This is a genomic window from Pseudonocardia sp. (assembly GCF_035305885.1).
Taxonomy (GTDB): Bacteria; Actinomycetota; Actinomycetes; order Mycobacteriales; family Pseudonocardiaceae; genus Pseudonocardia.
In genome coordinates this window covers 1-16,092 of the sequence record NZ_DATGOP010000065.1, presented here as the reverse complement: position 1 = coordinate 16,092, position 16,092 = coordinate 1, and the positions used below count along the sequence as shown (strand labels likewise).

The following is a 16,092-nucleotide window of genomic DNA, read 5'->3' as shown; positions in this document are numbered from 1 at the left end:
GCTCAGCCCTTCTCGGCGCCCGCCGTGAGCCCCTCGGTGAGCAGCCGCTCGCTCGCGAAGAACAGGACGACGATCGGGACCGTCACGATGACCGAGCCGGCCATCAGGACGGTCGTCGGGATCTCGATGCTGCCCGCGAGCTGCGACAGCCCGAGCGACACGGTCCAGCGGTCCCGCGACTCGATGAGGAACAGCAGCGCGAACAGGAACTCGTTCCAGGCGATCATGAAGATGAACAGGGCGTTCGCGATGATCGCCGGCATCGCGAGCGGCAGGCTGATCCGCCACATCACCCCGAGCCGGGAGCAGCCGTCGATCGCCGCCGCCTCCTCGAGGCTCGCCGGCACGGTGTCGAAGTAGTTGCGCAGCATGTAGATCGACACCGCGACGACCTGCGACACGTACACGATCAGCAGCCCGACGAGCGTGCCGCGCAGCCCGATCCGCGTGAAGAACACGAACAGCGGCACCGCGAGCAGGATCGGCGGGAACAGGTAGACGGCCAGGAACAGCACGCTGACCTGGCGGCGGCCGAAGAACTGCAGGCGGCTCACGGCGTAGGCGCCGGGCAGCGCGATCAGCAGCGTGACCGCCACCGTGCCGAAGGCGACGAGCGCGCTGTTGACGATGAAGTTCAGGAAGCCCTGGCCGCCCGCGCTCTGCGGGGCGACCACCGCTCCGTAGCTACCGAGGCTCACCTCGGACGGCGGCACCCACAGCGCCCCCGGGTCCTGCAGCACCCGGTCCAGCGGCCGCAGCGACAGCAGGACCGTGTAGTAGAAGGGGAAGACCGTGACGACCAGCAGGAACGCGATCGTCACGACCCGCAGCACCCCGAACACCCGGGTCTCGACGGTGTCACGGCTCCAGCCCCGCCGCTGCGGGGCGGCAGGCGGCGGCGCGGTCTCGGTCGTGGTGGTGGCCATCAGGAGCGCTCCTCGCGCGGTGCGAACCGCCACAGGTACAGGCCGATGAGGGCGGCGAGGATCGCGGCGAGCGCGAGCGCCTGCGCGGCGGCGCCGCCGATGTCCCCGCGGGCGGTGAGGGCGTTGAACACCGAGACCGCCACCACCTCGGTGCCCGCGCCACCGCCGGTGAGCAGGTAGATGTCGTCGAAGTTGTTGAACGTCCAGATGAACCGCAGGACGGCCAGCACCGCGATCGTGGGCATCAGCTGCGGCAGCAGGATGTGGCGGAAACGCTGGGTGAGCGTGGCCCCGTCGACGGTGGCGGCCTCCTCCAGCGTGGCGGGAACCGCCTGCAGCCGCGCGGTCAGGAACAGGAACGCGAACGGGAACGACCGCCACGCCTCGAACGCGATCACGGTGAGCAGTGCCGTCGGCACGCCGATCGTGAGGCCGAAGAGCGAGATGTCGCTGCTGCGCTGGGACAGGAACGCGATCGGCTCGTCCCAGCCCAGCAGCCGGGCTCCCCAGTGGTTCACGACGCCGAACTGCGGGTTGAGCATCGTGGACCACGCGAACGTCGCCGCGACGATCGGCGCCACGTACGGCAGCAGCATCAGCGCCCGCACGATCCCGCGGCCGCGGAACGGCCTGCGCAGCGCGAGCGCCGCCACCAGGCCGAGCCCGATCGCCCCCGCCGTGCCCAGCACGGAGTAGGTGAGCGTGGTCGCGAGCGCGCCCCAGAACCCGGGCGCGGTGAACACGTTGTCGAAGTTGTTGAGGGTGAACTCGCCGAAGAGCCCCGAGCTGCGCAGGTTGAGCAGGCGCAGCCGCTGGAACGCCAGCAGCACCGTCCAGATGATCGGCACGACGACCATCACGAGGACGACGACCAGCGTCGGGGAGATCAGCGCGATCCCCGCCCGCGCGTCGGACTGCGTGAGGGTGCGCGCCGCCCGGCCGCTGCGGGGCCGGGCGGCGTCCGAACCGGAGACCGGGCCGGGTGGCGCCGACCCGAGGCCGGTGCCCGTGCTCACCGCAGGCTGTCCTGGATGGCGCGCAGGGCGTCGGCGGCCTGCCTGGCGGCCCCCTGGGCGTCGGTCCCGCCGCTGGTGACCGCGGCGACCGCGGCCGGCACGGGCAGCTCGCCGAGCGACGCCCCGATCAGCTGGCCCTGCCCCTGCGGGAAGCCCCACCGGGAGAATTCGTCCGGGCCGGTCTGGAGCGCGTCGAGCACGTCCTGCGAGTACAGCTCGGTCATCGGCGCCTTGCGGTCCACGCCGATCGGCAGCGTCTCCCACCGGTCGACGAAGTCGGCGGCGCCGGGCGAGCTGCCGGTGCGGGCCGGGTACTTGCCCTCCGGCGCGAACGCCAGCCAGTCGACGTAGCCGTCGCTCATCATGTACTGCACGAACCGCTGGGACGCCTCGGCGTCGGCCTCGGCGGTGATCGTCCACGAGATCACCTCGCCGAACTGGGCGGGCTGGGTGCCGTCCGGCCCCTGCAGCGCGGCGACGATGCCGGTGTTGCCGGCGAGGAACCGCGGGTCGGCCGTGCACTCGGGGCAGCTGGGCATGGCGTCGTCGCGCAGCCCGGCGAGCTCGTCGAGCAGGAACGTCGACCAGACGGCCATCGCCGCGCCGCCCGCGAAGTAGTTCGACCGCACGCTGTCGACGTCCTGCGCACCCGGCACCGAGTAGTCGGTGATCAGCTGCCGGTAGAAGTCGAACGCCGCCACGCACTGCGGGCTGTCCATCGTGATCTCGCCGGCCTGGTCGACCATCTCGCAGCCGTTGGCCAGCGCGAAGTGCTCGAACGTCTGCTGGGTGAACGCGTCGCCCGGCGCCGTGGCGCCGACGAAGCCGACCCGCCCCTGCGTGTGCAGGGTGCGCGCCGCGTTCATGATCGCGTCGTAGGTGGTGGGCGCGGGCAGGCCCGCCGCGTCGAACAGGTCGCGGCGGTAGTACAGCAGCTGCGACCACGCCTCGCTCGGCACCGCGAGCTGGCGGTCGCCGTCGCGCGTGAGCTCCAGGGCGGGCTGGTTCCAGGTGTCCGCGCCGAGCGCGTCGATCACCGCCTGGTTGGCGTCGGTGTTCGTCAGGTCGTTGATCGCGAGGGTGTTCACCGACGACAGCGGGATCGAACCGATCACGTCGGGGAGATCACCGGCCGCGGCCGACGCGGTCAGCGTCTGGTTGAACTGGTCCTCCTCCACCCCGACGAGCTCGACCTGGATCCCGGTCTCCTGGGTGAACCGGTCGATGATCGCCTGGGTGGCGGCCACGCGGTCGGGCAGGGTGTCGGCGGTCCACACGGTGATCGTGTTGCCCTCGCCGTCACCGTCGCCGCCCCCGCCGCAGGCGGAGACCGCCATGACGGCCACGAGCCCGACGGCGATTCCGACACGGCGGGTCACGGTTCTCATCACTTGTCCCTCCGGCAGCAGCGTCGGTGCGCTTGAACGCGCCGCAAGTGAACCCGCCGGACGGGTGATCCACAACCGCTGGGCGGGTCTTTTTTTGACTGATGCACAGTCGTAATACGCGTGATGCTAGCGTCTTAAACGTCAGACATGACGCAGAGAGCGAGGTCGGCCGCATGGAATCCGAGGAGGCGGAGGCCCCCGACGGGGACCCGCTCACGGTGGCGCTCACCGGGCCCCGCCGGGTCGAGCTGCTGCGGTCCCCCCGCACCGCCGTCCCGCCTGGTCACGTGCGGGTGCGCACCCTCTACTCCGGGATCTCCGCGGGCACCGAGCTGACCCTCTACCGGGGCACCAACCCGCACCTCGACCGGCGCTGGGACCCCGACCGCAGGCTGTTCGTCGCCGAGCCCGCGACCGGCGCCTACCCGAACACCGCCTGGGGCTACAGCGAGGTCGGCGAGGTCGTCGAGCTCGGGGCGGGCGTCGACGACGCGCTGCTCGGCGTCACCGCGTGGGGGCTGTGGAGCCACACGGGCGAGGTCGTGCTGCCGGTCGAGAAGGTCGAGGGCCGCGTGCTCCCGGCGGGCCTCGACCCGCTGGCGGGCACGTTCGCCCGCGTCGGCGCCGTCGCGCTCAACGCCGTGCTCGCCGCCGACGTGCACATCGGCGAGACCGTCGCCGTGTTCGGCCAGGGCGTGCTCGGGCTGATCGCCACCCAGCTCACCCGCGGCAGCGGCGCGGACGTCGTCGCCGTCGACGGGATCGCGGCCCGGCGCGAGCGGGCCGCCGCGTTCGGCGCCGCGCACGTACTCGACCCGGCGGCCGACGACGTGGGCGAGCGGGTCAGGCGGCTCACCGACGGCCGCGGCGCCGACGTGTGCATCGAGATCAGCGGCTCCTACCGGGCCCTGCACGAGGCCGTGCGCAGCTGCGCGGTCGGGGGCCGGGTCGTCGCGGCGGGCTTCTACCAGGGTGACGGGCTCGGGCTGCGGCTCGGCGAGGAGTTCCACCACAACCAGGTGCAGATCGTCTCCTCGCAGATCTCATCGGCGCCGCTGCACGTCGCGCAGCGGTGGACCCCCGAGCGGCTGCACCGCACCGTCGTCGACCTCGTCGCGGCGGGCCGGCTCGACGTGCTGTCGCTGGTCAGCCACGTCGTGCCCGCGCGGCACGCCGCCGACGCCTACGCCCTGCTGGACGCCGACCCGGCGGCGGCGCTGCAGGTCGTCCTCGACTTCCGCCCCGAACCCCCCGCCGACCTCCGGAGCGCCTCATGAGGCTCACCTGCCAGGAGCAACTGCTGCCCGGCGCCACGCTGCAGGAGAAGTGGGACGCCGCGCAGGCGTTCGGCTACGCGGGCATCGAGCTGCGCGGGCAGGGCGGGCACCGGATCCGGGAGCGACTCCCCGAGCTGCGGCGGGCCCGCCGCGACGGCGTCGTGATGCCCACGGTGTGCGTCGAGATGCTGCACTTCATCGGCGACTTCGACGCCGAGCGCAGGCGCGACGCGCTGGAGAACATGCGCACGATGCTGTCGGTGATCGCCGAGGTCGGCGGCACCGCGGCGATGACGCCCGCGTCGTACGGGATGTTCTCCCGGCGGCTGCCCCCGTTCGACCCGCCGCCGCGCAACGAGGCAGGCGACCGCGCCGTGCTGCTCGACGCCCTCGGCGCGCTGGGCGAGCACGCCCAGCGGGAGGGCGTGCGGATCCTGCTCGAACCGCTGAACCGCTACGAGGACCACATGGTCAACCGCCTCGACCAGGCCGTGGAGCTCGCCGAGGCCACCGGGCTGGACGCCGTCGGCGTGGTCGCGGACTCCTACCACATGAACATCGAGGAGGCCGACCCGCACGCGGCCCTGGCCGCGGCCGCGCCCCGGCTGCACCACGTGCAGGTATCGGACTCCAACCGGCTCGAGCCCGGCGCGGGCCACCTGGACTGGGGCGCGTTCGTCGCCGCGCTCTCGGCCATCGGCTACGCCGGCGACCTGGCCGTCGAGTGCCGCCTGTCCGGGCCCGCCGAGCAGGCCCTGCCGAAGGCCGCCGCCACGCTGCGCGCCGCGGGGGCAGCGGATGCGTGACCTCGAGCTGGGCCGCGCCGCGGCCGCCGTCCTGCGCGGCAACTGGGAGCGCGGCCACACCGTGCCGTCGCGAAGGCTCTACCCGCACCAGTGGAGCTGGGACTCCGCGTTCATCGCCATCGGCTGGGCGCGCACCTCGCCCGGCCGCGGGCGGCTCGAGCTGGAGTCGCTCTTCGCCGCGCAGTGGGCCGACGGGCGCGTGCCCCAGATCGTGTTCAATCCCGCGGTCGCCCGCGACGCCTACTTCCCCGGGCCCGACTTCTGGCGCTCCCGGGAGGTCCCGGGCGCGCCGCACCGCGAGACGTCCGGGATCGTGCAGCCGCCGGTGCACGCGGTGGCGGCGCTCGCGGTCCACCGCGCCTCGCCCACCCTGGGCAGGCGGTTCCTGCGCCGCCTGTACCCGGCGCTTCAGGCCGAGCACGACTACCTGCTGCGGGAGCGCTCCGACGGCCACGGGCTCGTGACGATCGTGCACCCGTGGGAGTCCGGCCAGGACAACTCCCCGGCGTGGGACGCGGAGCTGGCCCGGGTGGACGCGGGCGCCGAGGTGCTCGCCGGACACCGGCGCCGCGACCTCGACCACGTCGACCCCACCGAGCGGCCCACCGCCGCGGACTACGCCCGCTACGTCGCGATCGTCGAGAACTACCGCGAGCACGGCTACCGCGACGAGGAGGGCGCCCACCTGTTCCGCGCGGTCGACCCGCTGTTCAACGCGCTGCTCGCGTGGTCGGAGGAGGCGCTCGCCGAGATCGCCGACATCATCGGCAAGCCGTCCGAGCCGCACCGCGAGCGCGCGGCGGCCATCCGCGACGCCCTCCTCACCCGTTGCTACGACCCCGCGGCCGGGCACTTCTTCGCGCTCGACCGCACCGGTGCGCGCGTCGCGGAGCGCTGCGTCGGCGGCTTCGTGCCGCTGGTGCTCGACCTACCGTCCGACGTGGTCGACAGGCTGGTGGCCGGGATGACCGGGCCGCGGTTCGCGCTGAACGACCGCGTGCCGCTGCCCAGCTACGACCTCACCGGGCCGGCCTTCGACACCACCCGGTACTGGCGCGGCCCGGCCTGGATCAACACCAGCTGGCTGGTGATGCGCGGGCTGCAGCGCCACGGCAGGCACGACGAGGCGGCGACCCTGCGGGCGGCCATGCTCCACGCCGTCCGGCAGGAGGGCTTCCGCGAGTACTTCGACCCGGCCACCGGCGCCGGGCGCGGGGTCTCGGACTTCAGCTGGTCGGCGGCGCTCACCCTGGACCTGCTCGCCCCGGGCTCGCCGCCCGCGCCCACCCCGCCGCGGCGGCTCACCGGCGCGCCGAACTGAGCCGCGGCCGTCAGCGGCGGGCGCGCAGCTGCTCGAGCTGTTCGCGCAGGCTGCGGTGCACGTCGACCAGCGCGTCGATGCGGCGCTCGACCGCGGCGAGCCGTCGCTCGTACCGCTCGACGGCGTCGCGGCACGCGGGTTCGTGGTCGAGGTCGCGATCGAGGCACGCCCCGAGCTCGCGGATGTCGTCGCTGGTGAGGCCGGCCTCCAGGAGGCGGCGGATGTTGCGCACCCGCACCACGGCCTCCGGCCCGTAGTCGCGGTAGCCGTTCTCCCCGCGCCCCGGGCCGAGCAGCCCGCGCTCCTCGTAGTAGCGCAGGGCCCGGGTGGTCGCGCCCGTGATGCGGGCCAGCTCACCGATCCGCACCCGGCACCTCCTCATCCGAGTCCGATCCCCGTCCGGCGCCGCCGCGCCCGGTCGCGGGCCACCGAGCCGGCGAGCAGCACGAGCCCCACCAGACCGACCGCCGTCGCGACCAGGAGTACCGCGCCGACGCCGCCCACGTCCAGCGCGGCGCCGCCGAGCGCGCCACCGAGCGCCATCCCGACGTACAGGGCGCTGCTGTTGAGCGCGACCACCTCGGTGCCCGCCTCGGGGGCGAGCCGGAGCAGGCGGGCGTTCATCGGCGGGTTGAACGCCCAGCCGGCGAGGCCCCACACCGCGTAGCAGAGCGCGACCAGCGCGAACGGGGCGGCGCCGACGACGCAGGCGACGGCGAGGACCGCGATCACCGCGACCTGCGCGGCGAGGGCGGACACGAGCGTGCGGCCCGGACCGAAGCGGTCGGTCGCCCGCCCGCCCAGCACGGTGCCCAGCGCGCCGGCGACGCCGATGCCGCCGATGACCAGCGCCACCCGCTCCGCGCCCGCCCCCGTGAGCTCGCGGACGACCGGCGCCAGGTAGGTGTAGGTCGCGAAGCTGCTGGTGGCGGCGACCGCGGTGGCCCCGATCGCGGGCAGCACCCCGGGGGCGCCGATCGGCCGCAGGCGCTCGAACAGGTCGGTGCCGAGGCCGGCTCCGGTCCGCCGCCCCGGGAGCGCGGGCAGGGCGGCCCCCACCGCGGCGGCACCGGCGGAGGCGAGCCCCGCGACCAACCAGAACGTCGAGCGCCACCCGAAGGCGGCACCCAGCAGGCTCCCCAGCGGCACCCCCACGACCAGCGAGACCGTGAGCCCGGCGGCGACCGCACCGATCGCCCGCCCCACCCGCTCCGGCCGTGCCAGCGCCGCGGCCACTGTGAACGCCACCGGCGTCATCGCCGCGGCCACCGCTGCCGCGAGCACCCGCAGCGCCATCAGAACCGGGTACGACGGCGCCACCGCAGCAACCGCGTTGACCAGCGCGAACACCGCGAGCCCCGCGCCCAGCAGCGTCCGCCGGTCGATCCCGGCCGCCGCCGCGGCGAGCACCGGCGCCGCCAGCGCGTAGGTGATCGAGAAGGCCGTCACGAGCTGGCCGGCCGCGGCCTCGGTGACGGCGAGGTCGCCCGCGATGGCGGGCAGCAGGCCCGCGATCACGAAGTCGTCGGTGCCCACCACGAACGTCACCAGCAACAGGCAGGGCAACCAGCCCCGCCGCGGATCGGACCTGATCATGCTGCGGACGCTAAGAGGTGGACGCCCGCGTCAAGGTCAAGGAACAGGCCGTCATGAACAACTGTTGAACCGATTTGTGACGCCGCCACCCACCGCGCAGCCCACCGTCCCGTCCCGCCTCCTCCAGGTCCGCTCCATCTACGCCGAACCCGAGGCGCTCGCCTCGCCGCGCGGGCAACAGGTGCTGTCCCGGTTCCCCGACGCCGAGATCGTCGAGGTGCCGTCGCACTGGCAGATCCCGGAACTGCACGGCAACGCGGGCAACGTCGACCGGTGGGTGCGGGTCACGACCGAGACGCTCGTGCTCGGGGTCAAGAAGTCGCTCTCGGCCCGGCCCAACGGCCGCTCCAGCGACTTCATCGCCCCGTCGACGTCCAACGGCTGCGCCATGGCCTGCGCGTACTGCTACGTGCCGCGCCGCAAGGGCTACGCCAACCCGATCACGGTGTTCACCAACATCGACCGGATCACGAGGTACCTGCGCGGGCACGTGTCCCGGCAGGGCGCGAAGCCCGAGCCGGACCAGGTCGACCCGCACTCGTGGGTCTACGACATCGGCGAGAACAGCGACTGCTCGGTGGACGCGCTCGTCAGCGACAACGTGGCCGACCTCGTCGCCACGTTCCGCGACCTGCCGACGGCCAAGGCGAGCTTCGCGACGAAGTTCGTCAACCGCGAACTGCTCGGCTACGACCCGCGCGGGCGCACCCGCATCCGGTTCTCGCTGATGCCGGAGAACGACGCCAAGCTGCTCGACATCCGCACCAGCACCATCGGCGAGCGGATCGCCGCGATCGACGACTTCGTCGAGGCCGGCTACGAGGTGCACCTCAACTTCTCGCCCGTCGTGCTGCGCGACGGGTGGGAGCGGGACTGGGCCGAGCTCCTGCGGCGCCTCGACGACGAGCTCGGCGCGCCGTTCAAGCAGCAGGCCGCGTGCGAGATCATCATGCTCACCCACAACCGCGACCTGCACGAGGTCAACCTCGGCTGGCACCCCAAGGCCGAGGACGTGCTCTGGCGGCCCGACCTGCAGCAGGCCAAGCGGTCGCAGACCGGCATGTGGAACGTCCGCTACCGCAACCACCCCAAGCGCGAGGGCGTGCAGGCGCTGCAGGACCTGATCGCCGCGCACGCGCCGTGGCTGCGGGTGCGCTACGCGTTCTGAGCGGGGTTGCGGGTCGCGAGCCAGGTGCGCAGCGCGGTCGCGAGGGCGACCGGGGCGTCGAGCTGGATCAGGTGCCCCGCGCCCTCGACGCGGGTGAGCGCCGCCCCCGGGATGGCGGCGGCGAGCCGCTCGCCCGTGGCGAGGGGGATCCAGGCGTCCTCGGCGCCCCACAGCAGGGTCACCGGGATGTCGATCCGGCCGAGCAGCGACTCGACCTCGACGAGGAAGCGCTCGTCGTACGCGGCGATCTGCCGGTAGAAGGCCGGCTGCCCCGCGTCGCCGAGCCACGGGGCGACGAGCGCGGCGAGGTCGTCCGCGCGCAGCTGCCGGTGTGCCGCGTCGCCCACGTACGCGCCGACCACCGCCTCGTGGATGTGCGGCGGCACCTGCGAGAGCACGTCCGGGTGCCGCTGCACGAGCCGGTAGAACGGCGATCCCGCGGGTGGGATCGCGACGACGTCGGCCAGGAACAGCGACGCGTAGGGCACCTCGTGCACCAGGTGGGCGCGCAGCGAGACGACCCCGCCGATGTCGTGCGCGACGACGTGCGGCCGGTCGAGGCCCCAGTGCGCGAGCAGCGCTGCGAGCGCGCGGGCCTGCACGCCGAAGTCGACCGGGTGGCCCCGGTCCTTCGACGAGCGCCCGTAGCCCGGCATGTCCCACAGGAAGACGGTGAAGTCGCTGCGCAAGGCCTCGGCGAACGGGCGCCACAGCCACGACGACCACGGCGTGCCGTGGCAGAACACGACGGCGGGGCCCGACCCGGCGCGGCCCCACGCGATGCGGCGCCCCTCCCACGACAGCGTCTCGGCGAGGTCCATCCCTGCACGCTAGGCGGTGACCGCCCACCACGTCGGGCGAGAACCCGCTCGCGGCGCGCACTAGCGTGAACCCCGAGATGACCGCCACGATCCACGCCACCAGCCTCGCGGCGGGCCACGGCGCCCGCGTCCTGTTCTCGGGCCTCGACCTGGTCGTCGCCCCCGGTGACGTCGTCGGGCTGGTCGGCGCCAACGGCGCGGGCAAGTCGACGCTGCTGCGGCTGCTCGCGGGCGAGCAGGAGCCCGAGGACGGCAAGGTCGTGGTCAGCCCGCCCGACGCGACGGTCGGGCACCTGCCGCAAGAGCCGGAGCGGCGGCCCGGCGAGACCGTGGCGGCGTTCGTCGCCCGCCGCACCGGGGTCGCCGCGGCCCAGGCCGCGATGGACGCGGCGGCGGAGGCGCTCACCCGCGCCGAGCCCGGCGCCGACGACGCCTACGCCGCGGCGCTCGACCGCTGGCTCTCCCTCGGCGGGGCCGACCTGGACGAGCGCGCCGCGGAGGTCGCGGCCGACGTCGGGCTCGGCGTCGACCTCGACGCGCCGATGACCGCCCTCTCCGGCGGGCAGGCCGCGCGGGCGGGGCTCGCCGCGCTGCTGTTGTCGCGCTACGACGTGCTGCTGCTCGACGAGCCCACCAACGACCTCGACCTCGACGGCCTGGAGCGGCTCGAGCGGTTCGTGCAGGGGCTGCGCAGTCCGGCGGTGGTCGTGAGCCACGACCGGGAGTTCCTCGCCCGCACCGTCAACCGCGTCGTCGAGCTCGACCTCGCCCAGCAGAAGGTCGGCGTGTACGACGGCGGATACGACAGCTACCTCGTCGAGCGCGAGGTGGCGCGCCGGCACGCGCGCGAGGCGTACGAGGAGTACGACGAGCGGCTGAGCGAGCTCAAGGCGCGCGCGCTCATGCAGCGCAACTGGATGGCCCAGGGCGTGCGCAACGCCCGCCGCAAGGCCACCGACAACGACAAGTTCGGCCGCAGGATGCGGGCCGAGGCCAGCGAGAAGCAGGCCGCGAAGGCCCGCCAGACGCAGCGGATGATCGAGCGGCTCGAGGTGGTCGAGGAGCCGCGCAAGGAGTGGGAGCTGCGGATGACGATCGCCGCCGCCCCGCGCTCCGGCACCGTGGTGGCGTCGCTGACCGGCGCCGTCGTCCGCCGCGGCTCGTTCGTCCTCGGCCCGGTCGACGCGCAGGTCGACTGGGCCGACCGGATCGTGATCACCGGCGCCAACGGCTCGGGCAAGTCCACGCTGCTCGGCGCGCTGCTCGGGCGGATCCCGGTGGACGAGGGCAGCGCGGGCCTCGGCTCGGGGGTGCGGGTCGGGGAGATCGACCAGGCCCGCGGCCTGTTCCTCGGCCCGGAGAGCCTGCTGCGGGCGTTCGGTGAGGCGGTCGCGGACTGGACCGAGTCGGACGTGCGGACGCTGCTGGCCAAGTTCGGGCTGACCGCGGAGCACGTGCTGCGCCCCGCCGCCTCGCTGTCACCGGGCGAGCGCACCCGCGCCGCGCTGGCCCTGCTGCAGGCCCGCGAGGTGAACCTGCTCGTGCTCGACGAGCCGACCAACCACCTCGACCTGCCCGCGATCGAGCAGCTGGAGCAGGCGCTCGACTCCTTCCCCGGCACGGTGCTGCTCGTCACCCACGACCGCCGGATGCTCGACGCCGTGCGCACCACCCGCCGCTGGACCGTGCGGGACGGACGGCTGACCGAGCATTGACCGGCGCGCCCGCCCGGTGCGCCCCGGACGGGCGTGCCGCGTCGTCGTCAGCTCGGGCGGGTGGGCGGAGACTGGGTCTTCGCCGGGTCGCGCTCCACCTGGTCGCCCAGCGCCTCGTCGATGCGCTTGAGCACATCGGGCTCCAGGCGCACGCCGCTCGCGCGCACGTTGTCGGCCACCTGCTCGGGGCGGCTGGCGCCGATGATCGCGGAGGCGACGTTGTCGTTCTGCAACACCCACGCCACGGCGAGCTGGGCCATCGTGAGGCCCAGGTCGGCCGCGATCGGCGCGAGGTCCTGGATGCGGGTGAGCGTGTCGTCGTCCAGCCAGCGCCGGATGAACGCCGCACCACCCTTCTCGTCGGTGGCGCGCGAACCGGGCGGGGGCGGCGCACCGGGCTTGTACTTGCCGGTGAGCGCGCCCTGCGCGATCGGCGAGAAGACGATCTGGCTGATGCCCAGCTCCCGTGAGGCGGGCACCACCTCCGCCTCGATCACCCGCCACAGCATCGAGTACTGCGGCTGGTTGGACACCAGCAAGAAGCCGAGCTCCTTGGCCAGGGCCTGGCCCTCGCGCAGCTGCTGCGCGGTCCACTCGCTCACGCCGATGTAGAGGGCCTTGCCCGCGCGGACGACGTCGGCGAACGCCTGCATCGTCTCCTCGAGCGGCGTCTCGTGGTCGTAGCGGTGGGCCTGGTAGAGGTCGACGTAGTCGGTCTGCAGCCGGCGCAGGCTGCCGTCGATCGACTCCATGATGTGCTTGCGGGACAGCCCGGAGTCGTTGGGGCCCTTCGGGCCGGTGGGCCAGTAGACCTTGGTGAGGATCTCCAGCGAGGCGCGCCGCTGGCCCTTCAGCGCCTCGCCGAGCACGGTCTCCGCCGCGCCGTTGGCGTAGGCGTCGGCGGTGTCGAACGTGGTGATCCCGGCGTCGAGGGCGGCGCGCACGCACGCGATGGCGGCGTCGTTCTCGACCTGGGAGCCGTGGGTGATCCAGTTGCCGTAGGTGATCTCGGAGACCTTCAGGCCGGACCGGCCGAGGTAACGGTGTTCCACGGCGAAACCCTATGCCCACCCGACGACGTGTCGGATGAGCTGTGGGCAGGAGCGCAGGCCGCGAGGAGGGCGGCGGGCGGCCCGCGTCGCGGGCCACCCGCCGGTCGGTCGGATCTTGCCTGATCAGGCCTCGGGTCGTTCCTGCACGCCGATCGCGAAGCGCAGTTCCTGCCCCCCGTCGGGGCCGGCGACCGGCTGCACGTCCAGCACCTTGTCGTCGAGAACTTGGGCGACCACCGGCTCCAGGAAGACGCTCACTCCGTCCCCGGACAACACGACGTCGTCCGTGTTCGGCCGGCCGGCCAGGGACAGCTCCAGCCCCTGCTCGGGATCGGGGGCGGAGATGCGCAGCCCGCCCCCCTCGGGCAGCTCGGCGTCAGCGGTCAGGGTCCTGATGGCTTCGGCCGCCGTATCGGTGATTGCCAACATGCCGCGCCAGAGTAGGCGTGTTCGGACGACCTCGCAGGGCGTGGCTCAGCCGAAGGTGTCCGGGTCCGGACCCAGTCGGGTGCCGCGGTCGAGGCCGTCGATCGCGGCGACGTCGTCGGCGGAGAGCTCGAAGTCGAAGATGTCGATGTTCTCCCGGATCCGCGACGGCGTGACCGACTTCGGGAAGACGATGTTGCCGTGCTGGATGTGCCAGCGCAGCACGACCTGGGCCGGGGTCTTGCCGTACTTCTCGGCGAGGGCGACGATCCGCTCCTCCCGCAGCAGGTCCCCACCCTTGCCGATCGGGCTCCACGCCTCCGTCGCGATGCCGTGCTCGCGGTGGTATTCGCGCAGCTCACGCTGGATGAGCCAGGGGTGCAGCTCGATCTGGTTCACGGCGGGCACGGTGCCGGTCTCGGCGGCCAGCCGCTGCAGGTGCGGGACCTGGAAGTTGGACACGCCGATCGAGCGGGCCTTGCCGTCGGAGAGGATCTTCTCGAAGGCGCGCCACGTCTCGACGTAGCGGTCGGCGTGCGGCCGCGGCCAGTGGATGAGGTAGAGGTCGACGTAGTCGAGGCCGAGCTTCTGGAGGCTCTCGTCGAGCGCGGCGATGGCCTCGTCGTAGCCGTGCCTGCTGTTGATGAGCTTCGTGGTGATGAACACCTCGTCGCGCGGCAGCCCCGACTCCCGGACCGCCTGCCCGACGCCCTCCTCGTTGCCGTAGCCCTGCGCCGTGTCGATGTGCCGGTAGCCGGCCTCGAGGGCGGTGCGCACGGCCTCGGCCGTCCGCGCCGGCTCGATCTGGAAGACGCCGAAGCCGAACTGCGGGATCTGCACGCCGTTGTTCAGACGGATGTTGGGTACCTGCGACATGCCTCCTGTCTACCCCTCGTGGCCCGCGCCTACCGGCGACACCCGTCACCCCACGCGTCCGCGACCTCGCAGGCGGCGGCCGCCGCCTGCTCCCGCCCGGCCCGCGCGGCGGCCGCGCGGCGCGCCGGATCCAGCGCGTTGCGCCCGATGGCCGCCCGCGCCGCGGCGTCCGGGCTCACCAGCGCCACCCGGGCCCCCGCCGCCCGCAGCGCCGCGACCTGGGGCGCGACCGGGGTCACGGGCCCGATGCCGCGCACGGTCGGCGCCAGCACCACGACCCGTTCGCACCCGGCGGCGAGGTCGGCGTTGGCGGGGGAGCGCAGCCCGCCGTCCACGAGCCGGCGCCCGCCCGTGCCGACCGGCGCCCAGACGCCGGGCACCGCGCAGCTGGCCGCGACGGCCTCCACGAGCGGCACCCCGCTGTCGCGGTCGAGCACGACGAACTCGCCCGTGCGGGCGTCGACCGCCGTGATCCGCAGCGGACGCTCCGGCCACTCGTGCACCGGCAGCCGGCGCCCGATCACCTCGACCCGCTCCGCGGCCGGGCCGGTCCGCGCGCGCAGCGCGAACCGCCCGATCCGCGCCCGCACCCGCTGCGGGTCCCTGCTCCCGGTCAGCGCGGCGAGGACGAGCCGCGCCGCCGCGCCCACGCCGAGCGCGGCGGCGACCTCGCCGTCGGGCGGCACGAGCTGAGCGGCGTAGCGCTCCTCCGGGTCGACGCCGGTGGCGAGCTGCGTGCCCACGATCGCCCCGGCCGAGGTGCCGACGATCAGGTCGGCGCCCGCGAGGTCGATGCCGCGCTCCCGCAGGCCGCACAGCATCCCGAGCTCCCACGCGACCCCGGTGACCCCGCCGCCGCCGAGGACGAGCGCCCTGCGCATGCGGGAACCGTAGTTGACGACTGGCATACCTACTAGTAGGTATGCCAGCGTGGACTCGCGCACGAAGCTGCTCGACGCCGCGAAGCAGCTCGTCTGGGAACGCGGCGTGGCAGCCACCAGCCCCGCCATGCTGCTGGCCCGCAGCGGTGTGGGGCAGGGCAGCCTCTACCACCACTTCGCCACGAAGTCGGCGTGGGCCGAGGCCGCGATCGCAGCGCTCGCCGCCGATCTCACCGCCGAGACCGACGAGGTGTTCTCCGCGCACCCCACGGGACCCGAGCAGCTGCGCGCCTACCTGACCCGGCCGCGCCCCGCGCTCGACGGCTGCCGGCTGGGCCGGCTCGCCTTCGACCCCGAGGTCCGCGCGAACGCCGCGCTGCGGGCACCCGTCAGCGCCTACTTCGAGCACCTGCGCGGCCTGCTGCGGCCCGCGGTGCGGGCGACCGGCGCCGACGACGTCGAGGGCGTCGTCGAAGCCATCTGCGCCGTCGTGCAGGGCGGCTACGTCACGTCCCGGCTGAGCGACGACGCGGACGCGCTCGACCGGGCCTGCCGCGGGCTGCTCGCGCTGCTCGGGACACGACCCCGGATTTCAGGAAAGCCACATTCCTGAGGTGCAGCTTCATGAATGAGGTGTTCTCAGTAGCGGCCCTGGTGTTCCTGTTGGGTCAGGACCAGGGCGGCTTGGGTGATGGCGCCGATGCGGCTGGGGCTGAGGGTGACGCGTTGCAGGGCCCGCCACCGGGTCTTCAACATGGCCATGGCTCGTTCACCGAGGCCGCGTAGGCAGGTGTGGAGCAGGTTGTAGGCCTGCTGGCTGGGG

General features: G+C 73.7%; 17 protein-coding genes. 6 read left to right on the top strand and 11 right to left on the bottom strand.

From position 1 onward, the window contains the following. Positions 1–2: 2 nt before the first annotated feature. Genes VKZ81_RS13030 through VKZ81_RS13020 form a run of 3 tightly spaced genes read right to left on the bottom strand, consistent with a single transcriptional unit; the run spans position 3 to position 3,321 of the window. Entirely contained in the window at positions 3–926 is a 924-nt protein-coding gene (locus tag VKZ81_RS13030; RefSeq protein WP_324241781.1) for a carbohydrate ABC transporter permease, read from the bottom strand. Then, positions 926–1,942 (bottom strand): carbohydrate ABC transporter permease, encoded by a 1,017-nt coding sequence (locus VKZ81_RS13025; protein ID WP_324241780.1) that lies wholly within the window; start codon positions 1,940–1,942, stop codon positions 926–928. Before VKZ81_RS13025 ends, VKZ81_RS13030 begins: the two co-directional genes overlap by 1 nt. After that, positions 1,939–3,321, bottom strand: coding sequence for an ABC transporter substrate-binding protein (locus VKZ81_RS13020; RefSeq protein ID WP_324241779.1), 1,383 nt, complete (start codon positions 3,319–3,321; stop codon positions 1,939–1,941). Before VKZ81_RS13020 ends, VKZ81_RS13025 begins: the two co-directional genes overlap by 4 nt. Before the next feature lie 182 nt (positions 3,322–3,503). On the opposite strand from VKZ81_RS13020, the gene VKZ81_RS13015 reads away from it, so the two are divergent. Genes VKZ81_RS13015 through VKZ81_RS13005 form a run of 3 tightly spaced genes read left to right on the top strand, consistent with a single transcriptional unit; the run spans position 3,504 to position 6,734 of the window. After that, the gene (locus tag VKZ81_RS13015; RefSeq protein ID WP_324241778.1) at positions 3,504–4,607 is read left to right on the top strand and encodes a zinc-binding dehydrogenase; all 1,104 of its coding nucleotides are present in this window, start codon (positions 3,504–3,506) and stop codon (positions 4,605–4,607) included. Then, positions 4,604–5,413: a sugar phosphate isomerase/epimerase family protein gene (locus tag VKZ81_RS13010; protein WP_324241777.1), complete on the top strand. Its 810-nt coding sequence runs from the start codon at positions 4,604–4,606 to the stop codon at positions 5,411–5,413. The genes VKZ81_RS13015 and VKZ81_RS13010 overlap by 4 nt, the downstream gene beginning before the upstream one ends. Continuing rightward, positions 5,406–6,734 (top strand): MGH1-like glycoside hydrolase domain-containing protein, encoded by a 1,329-nt coding sequence (locus tag VKZ81_RS13005; protein ID WP_324241776.1) that lies wholly within the window; start codon positions 5,406–5,408, stop codon positions 6,732–6,734. The genes VKZ81_RS13010 and VKZ81_RS13005 overlap by 8 nt, the downstream gene beginning before the upstream one ends. Before the next feature lie 10 nt (positions 6,735–6,744). Here the strand turns inward: VKZ81_RS13005 and VKZ81_RS13000 are convergent, their stop codons facing one another. Together VKZ81_RS13000 and VKZ81_RS12995 are read right to left on the bottom strand one after the other, a co-directional pair. Continuing rightward, positions 6,745–7,101: a MerR family transcriptional regulator gene (locus VKZ81_RS13000; RefSeq protein WP_324241775.1), complete on the bottom strand. Its 357-nt coding sequence runs from the start codon at positions 7,099–7,101 to the stop codon at positions 6,745–6,747. A gap of 11 nt (positions 7,102–7,112) precedes the next feature. Then, on the bottom strand, positions 7,113–8,330 hold the full coding sequence (locus VKZ81_RS12995) for an MFS transporter (RefSeq protein ID WP_324241774.1): 1,218 nt from the start codon (positions 8,328–8,330) through the stop codon (positions 7,113–7,115). Between the two features lie 76 nt (positions 8,331–8,406). On the opposite strand from VKZ81_RS12995, the gene VKZ81_RS12990 reads away from it, so the two are divergent. After that, complete coding sequence (locus VKZ81_RS12990) at positions 8,407–9,498, top strand: spore photoproduct lyase family protein (protein ID WP_324241773.1); 1,092 nt, start codon at positions 8,407–8,409, stop codon at positions 9,496–9,498. Here the strand turns inward: VKZ81_RS12990 and VKZ81_RS12985 are convergent. Beyond that, positions 9,486–10,319, bottom strand: coding sequence for an alpha/beta fold hydrolase (locus VKZ81_RS12985; RefSeq protein WP_324241772.1), 834 nt, complete (start codon positions 10,317–10,319; stop codon positions 9,486–9,488). The genes VKZ81_RS12990 and VKZ81_RS12985 overlap by 13 nt on opposite strands. A gap of 77 nt (positions 10,320–10,396) precedes the next feature. On the opposite strand from VKZ81_RS12985, the gene VKZ81_RS12980 reads away from it, so the two are divergent. Next, the gene (locus tag VKZ81_RS12980; protein WP_324241771.1) at positions 10,397–12,034 is read left to right on the top strand and encodes an ABC-F family ATP-binding cassette domain-containing protein; all 1,638 of its coding nucleotides are present in this window, start codon (positions 10,397–10,399) and stop codon (positions 12,032–12,034) included. Positions 12,035–12,081: 47 nt separating this feature from the next. On the opposite strand, the gene VKZ81_RS12975 is transcribed toward VKZ81_RS12980, so the two are convergent. From VKZ81_RS12975 to VKZ81_RS12960, 4 genes are all read right to left on the bottom strand, one after another. Then, positions 12,082–13,086 (bottom strand): aldo/keto reductase family protein, encoded by a 1,005-nt coding sequence (locus tag VKZ81_RS12975; RefSeq protein ID WP_324241770.1) that lies wholly within the window; start codon positions 13,084–13,086, stop codon positions 12,082–12,084. Between the two features lie 123 nt (positions 13,087–13,209). Continuing rightward, on the bottom strand, positions 13,210–13,515 hold the full coding sequence (locus VKZ81_RS12970; RefSeq protein ID WP_324241769.1) for an adhesin: 306 nt from the start codon (positions 13,513–13,515) through the stop codon (positions 13,210–13,212). A 45-nt stretch (positions 13,516–13,560) separates the two neighbouring features. After that, positions 13,561–14,388, bottom strand: coding sequence for an aldo/keto reductase (locus VKZ81_RS12965; protein WP_324241768.1), 828 nt, complete (start codon positions 14,386–14,388; stop codon positions 13,561–13,563). Between the two features lie 29 nt (positions 14,389–14,417). After that, positions 14,418–15,269: a patatin-like phospholipase family protein gene (locus VKZ81_RS12960; protein WP_324241767.1), complete on the bottom strand. Its 852-nt coding sequence runs from the start codon at positions 15,267–15,269 to the stop codon at positions 14,418–14,420. Between the two features lie 49 nt (positions 15,270–15,318). Between VKZ81_RS12960 and VKZ81_RS12955 the strand changes: the two genes are divergently transcribed. After that, a complete protein-coding gene (locus tag VKZ81_RS12955; RefSeq protein WP_324241766.1) occupies positions 15,319–15,882 on the top strand; it encodes a TetR/AcrR family transcriptional regulator in 564 nt (187 codons plus the stop codon). 26 nt (positions 15,883–15,908) lie between these two features. Here the strand turns inward: VKZ81_RS12955 and VKZ81_RS12950 are convergent. Further along, the coding region (locus VKZ81_RS12950) for a transposase family protein (RefSeq protein ID WP_324240431.1) at positions 15,909–16,092 on the bottom strand (184 nt) is incomplete at its 5' end.

Bases quoted from the DNA above. Each gene is read 5' to 3' on its own strand.
- VKZ81_RS13030 (WP_324241781.1), bottom strand. From the start codon at position 926: ATGGCCACCACCACGACCGAGACCGCGCCGCCGCCTGCCGCCCCGCAG.
- VKZ81_RS13015 (WP_324241778.1), top strand. From the start codon at position 3,504: ATGGAATCCGAGGAGGCGGAGGCCCCCGACGGGGACCCGCTCACGGTG.
- VKZ81_RS13010 (WP_324241777.1), top strand. From the start codon at position 4,604: ATGAGGCTCACCTGCCAGGAGCAACTGCTGCCCGGCGCCACGCTGCAG.
- VKZ81_RS13005 (WP_324241776.1), top strand. From the start codon at position 5,406: ATGCGTGACCTCGAGCTGGGCCGCGCCGCGGCCGCCGTCCTGCGCGGC.
- VKZ81_RS12995 (WP_324241774.1), bottom strand. From the start codon at position 8,330: ATGATCAGGTCCGATCCGCGGCGGGGCTGGTTGCCCTGCCTGTTGCTG.
- VKZ81_RS12985 (WP_324241772.1), bottom strand. From the start codon at position 10,319: ATGGACCTCGCCGAGACGCTGTCGTGGGAGGGGCGCCGCATCGCGTGG.
- VKZ81_RS12980 (WP_324241771.1), top strand. From the start codon at position 10,397: ATGACCGCCACGATCCACGCCACCAGCCTCGCGGCGGGCCACGGCGCC.
- VKZ81_RS12970 (WP_324241769.1), bottom strand. From the start codon at position 13,515: ATGTTGGCAATCACCGATACGGCGGCCGAAGCCATCAGGACCCTGACC.
- VKZ81_RS12965 (WP_324241768.1), bottom strand. From the start codon at position 14,388: ATGTCGCAGGTACCCAACATCCGTCTGAACAACGGCGTGCAGATCCCG.
- VKZ81_RS12960 (WP_324241767.1), bottom strand. From the start codon at position 15,269: ATGCGCAGGGCGCTCGTCCTCGGCGGCGGCGGGGTCACCGGGGTCGCG.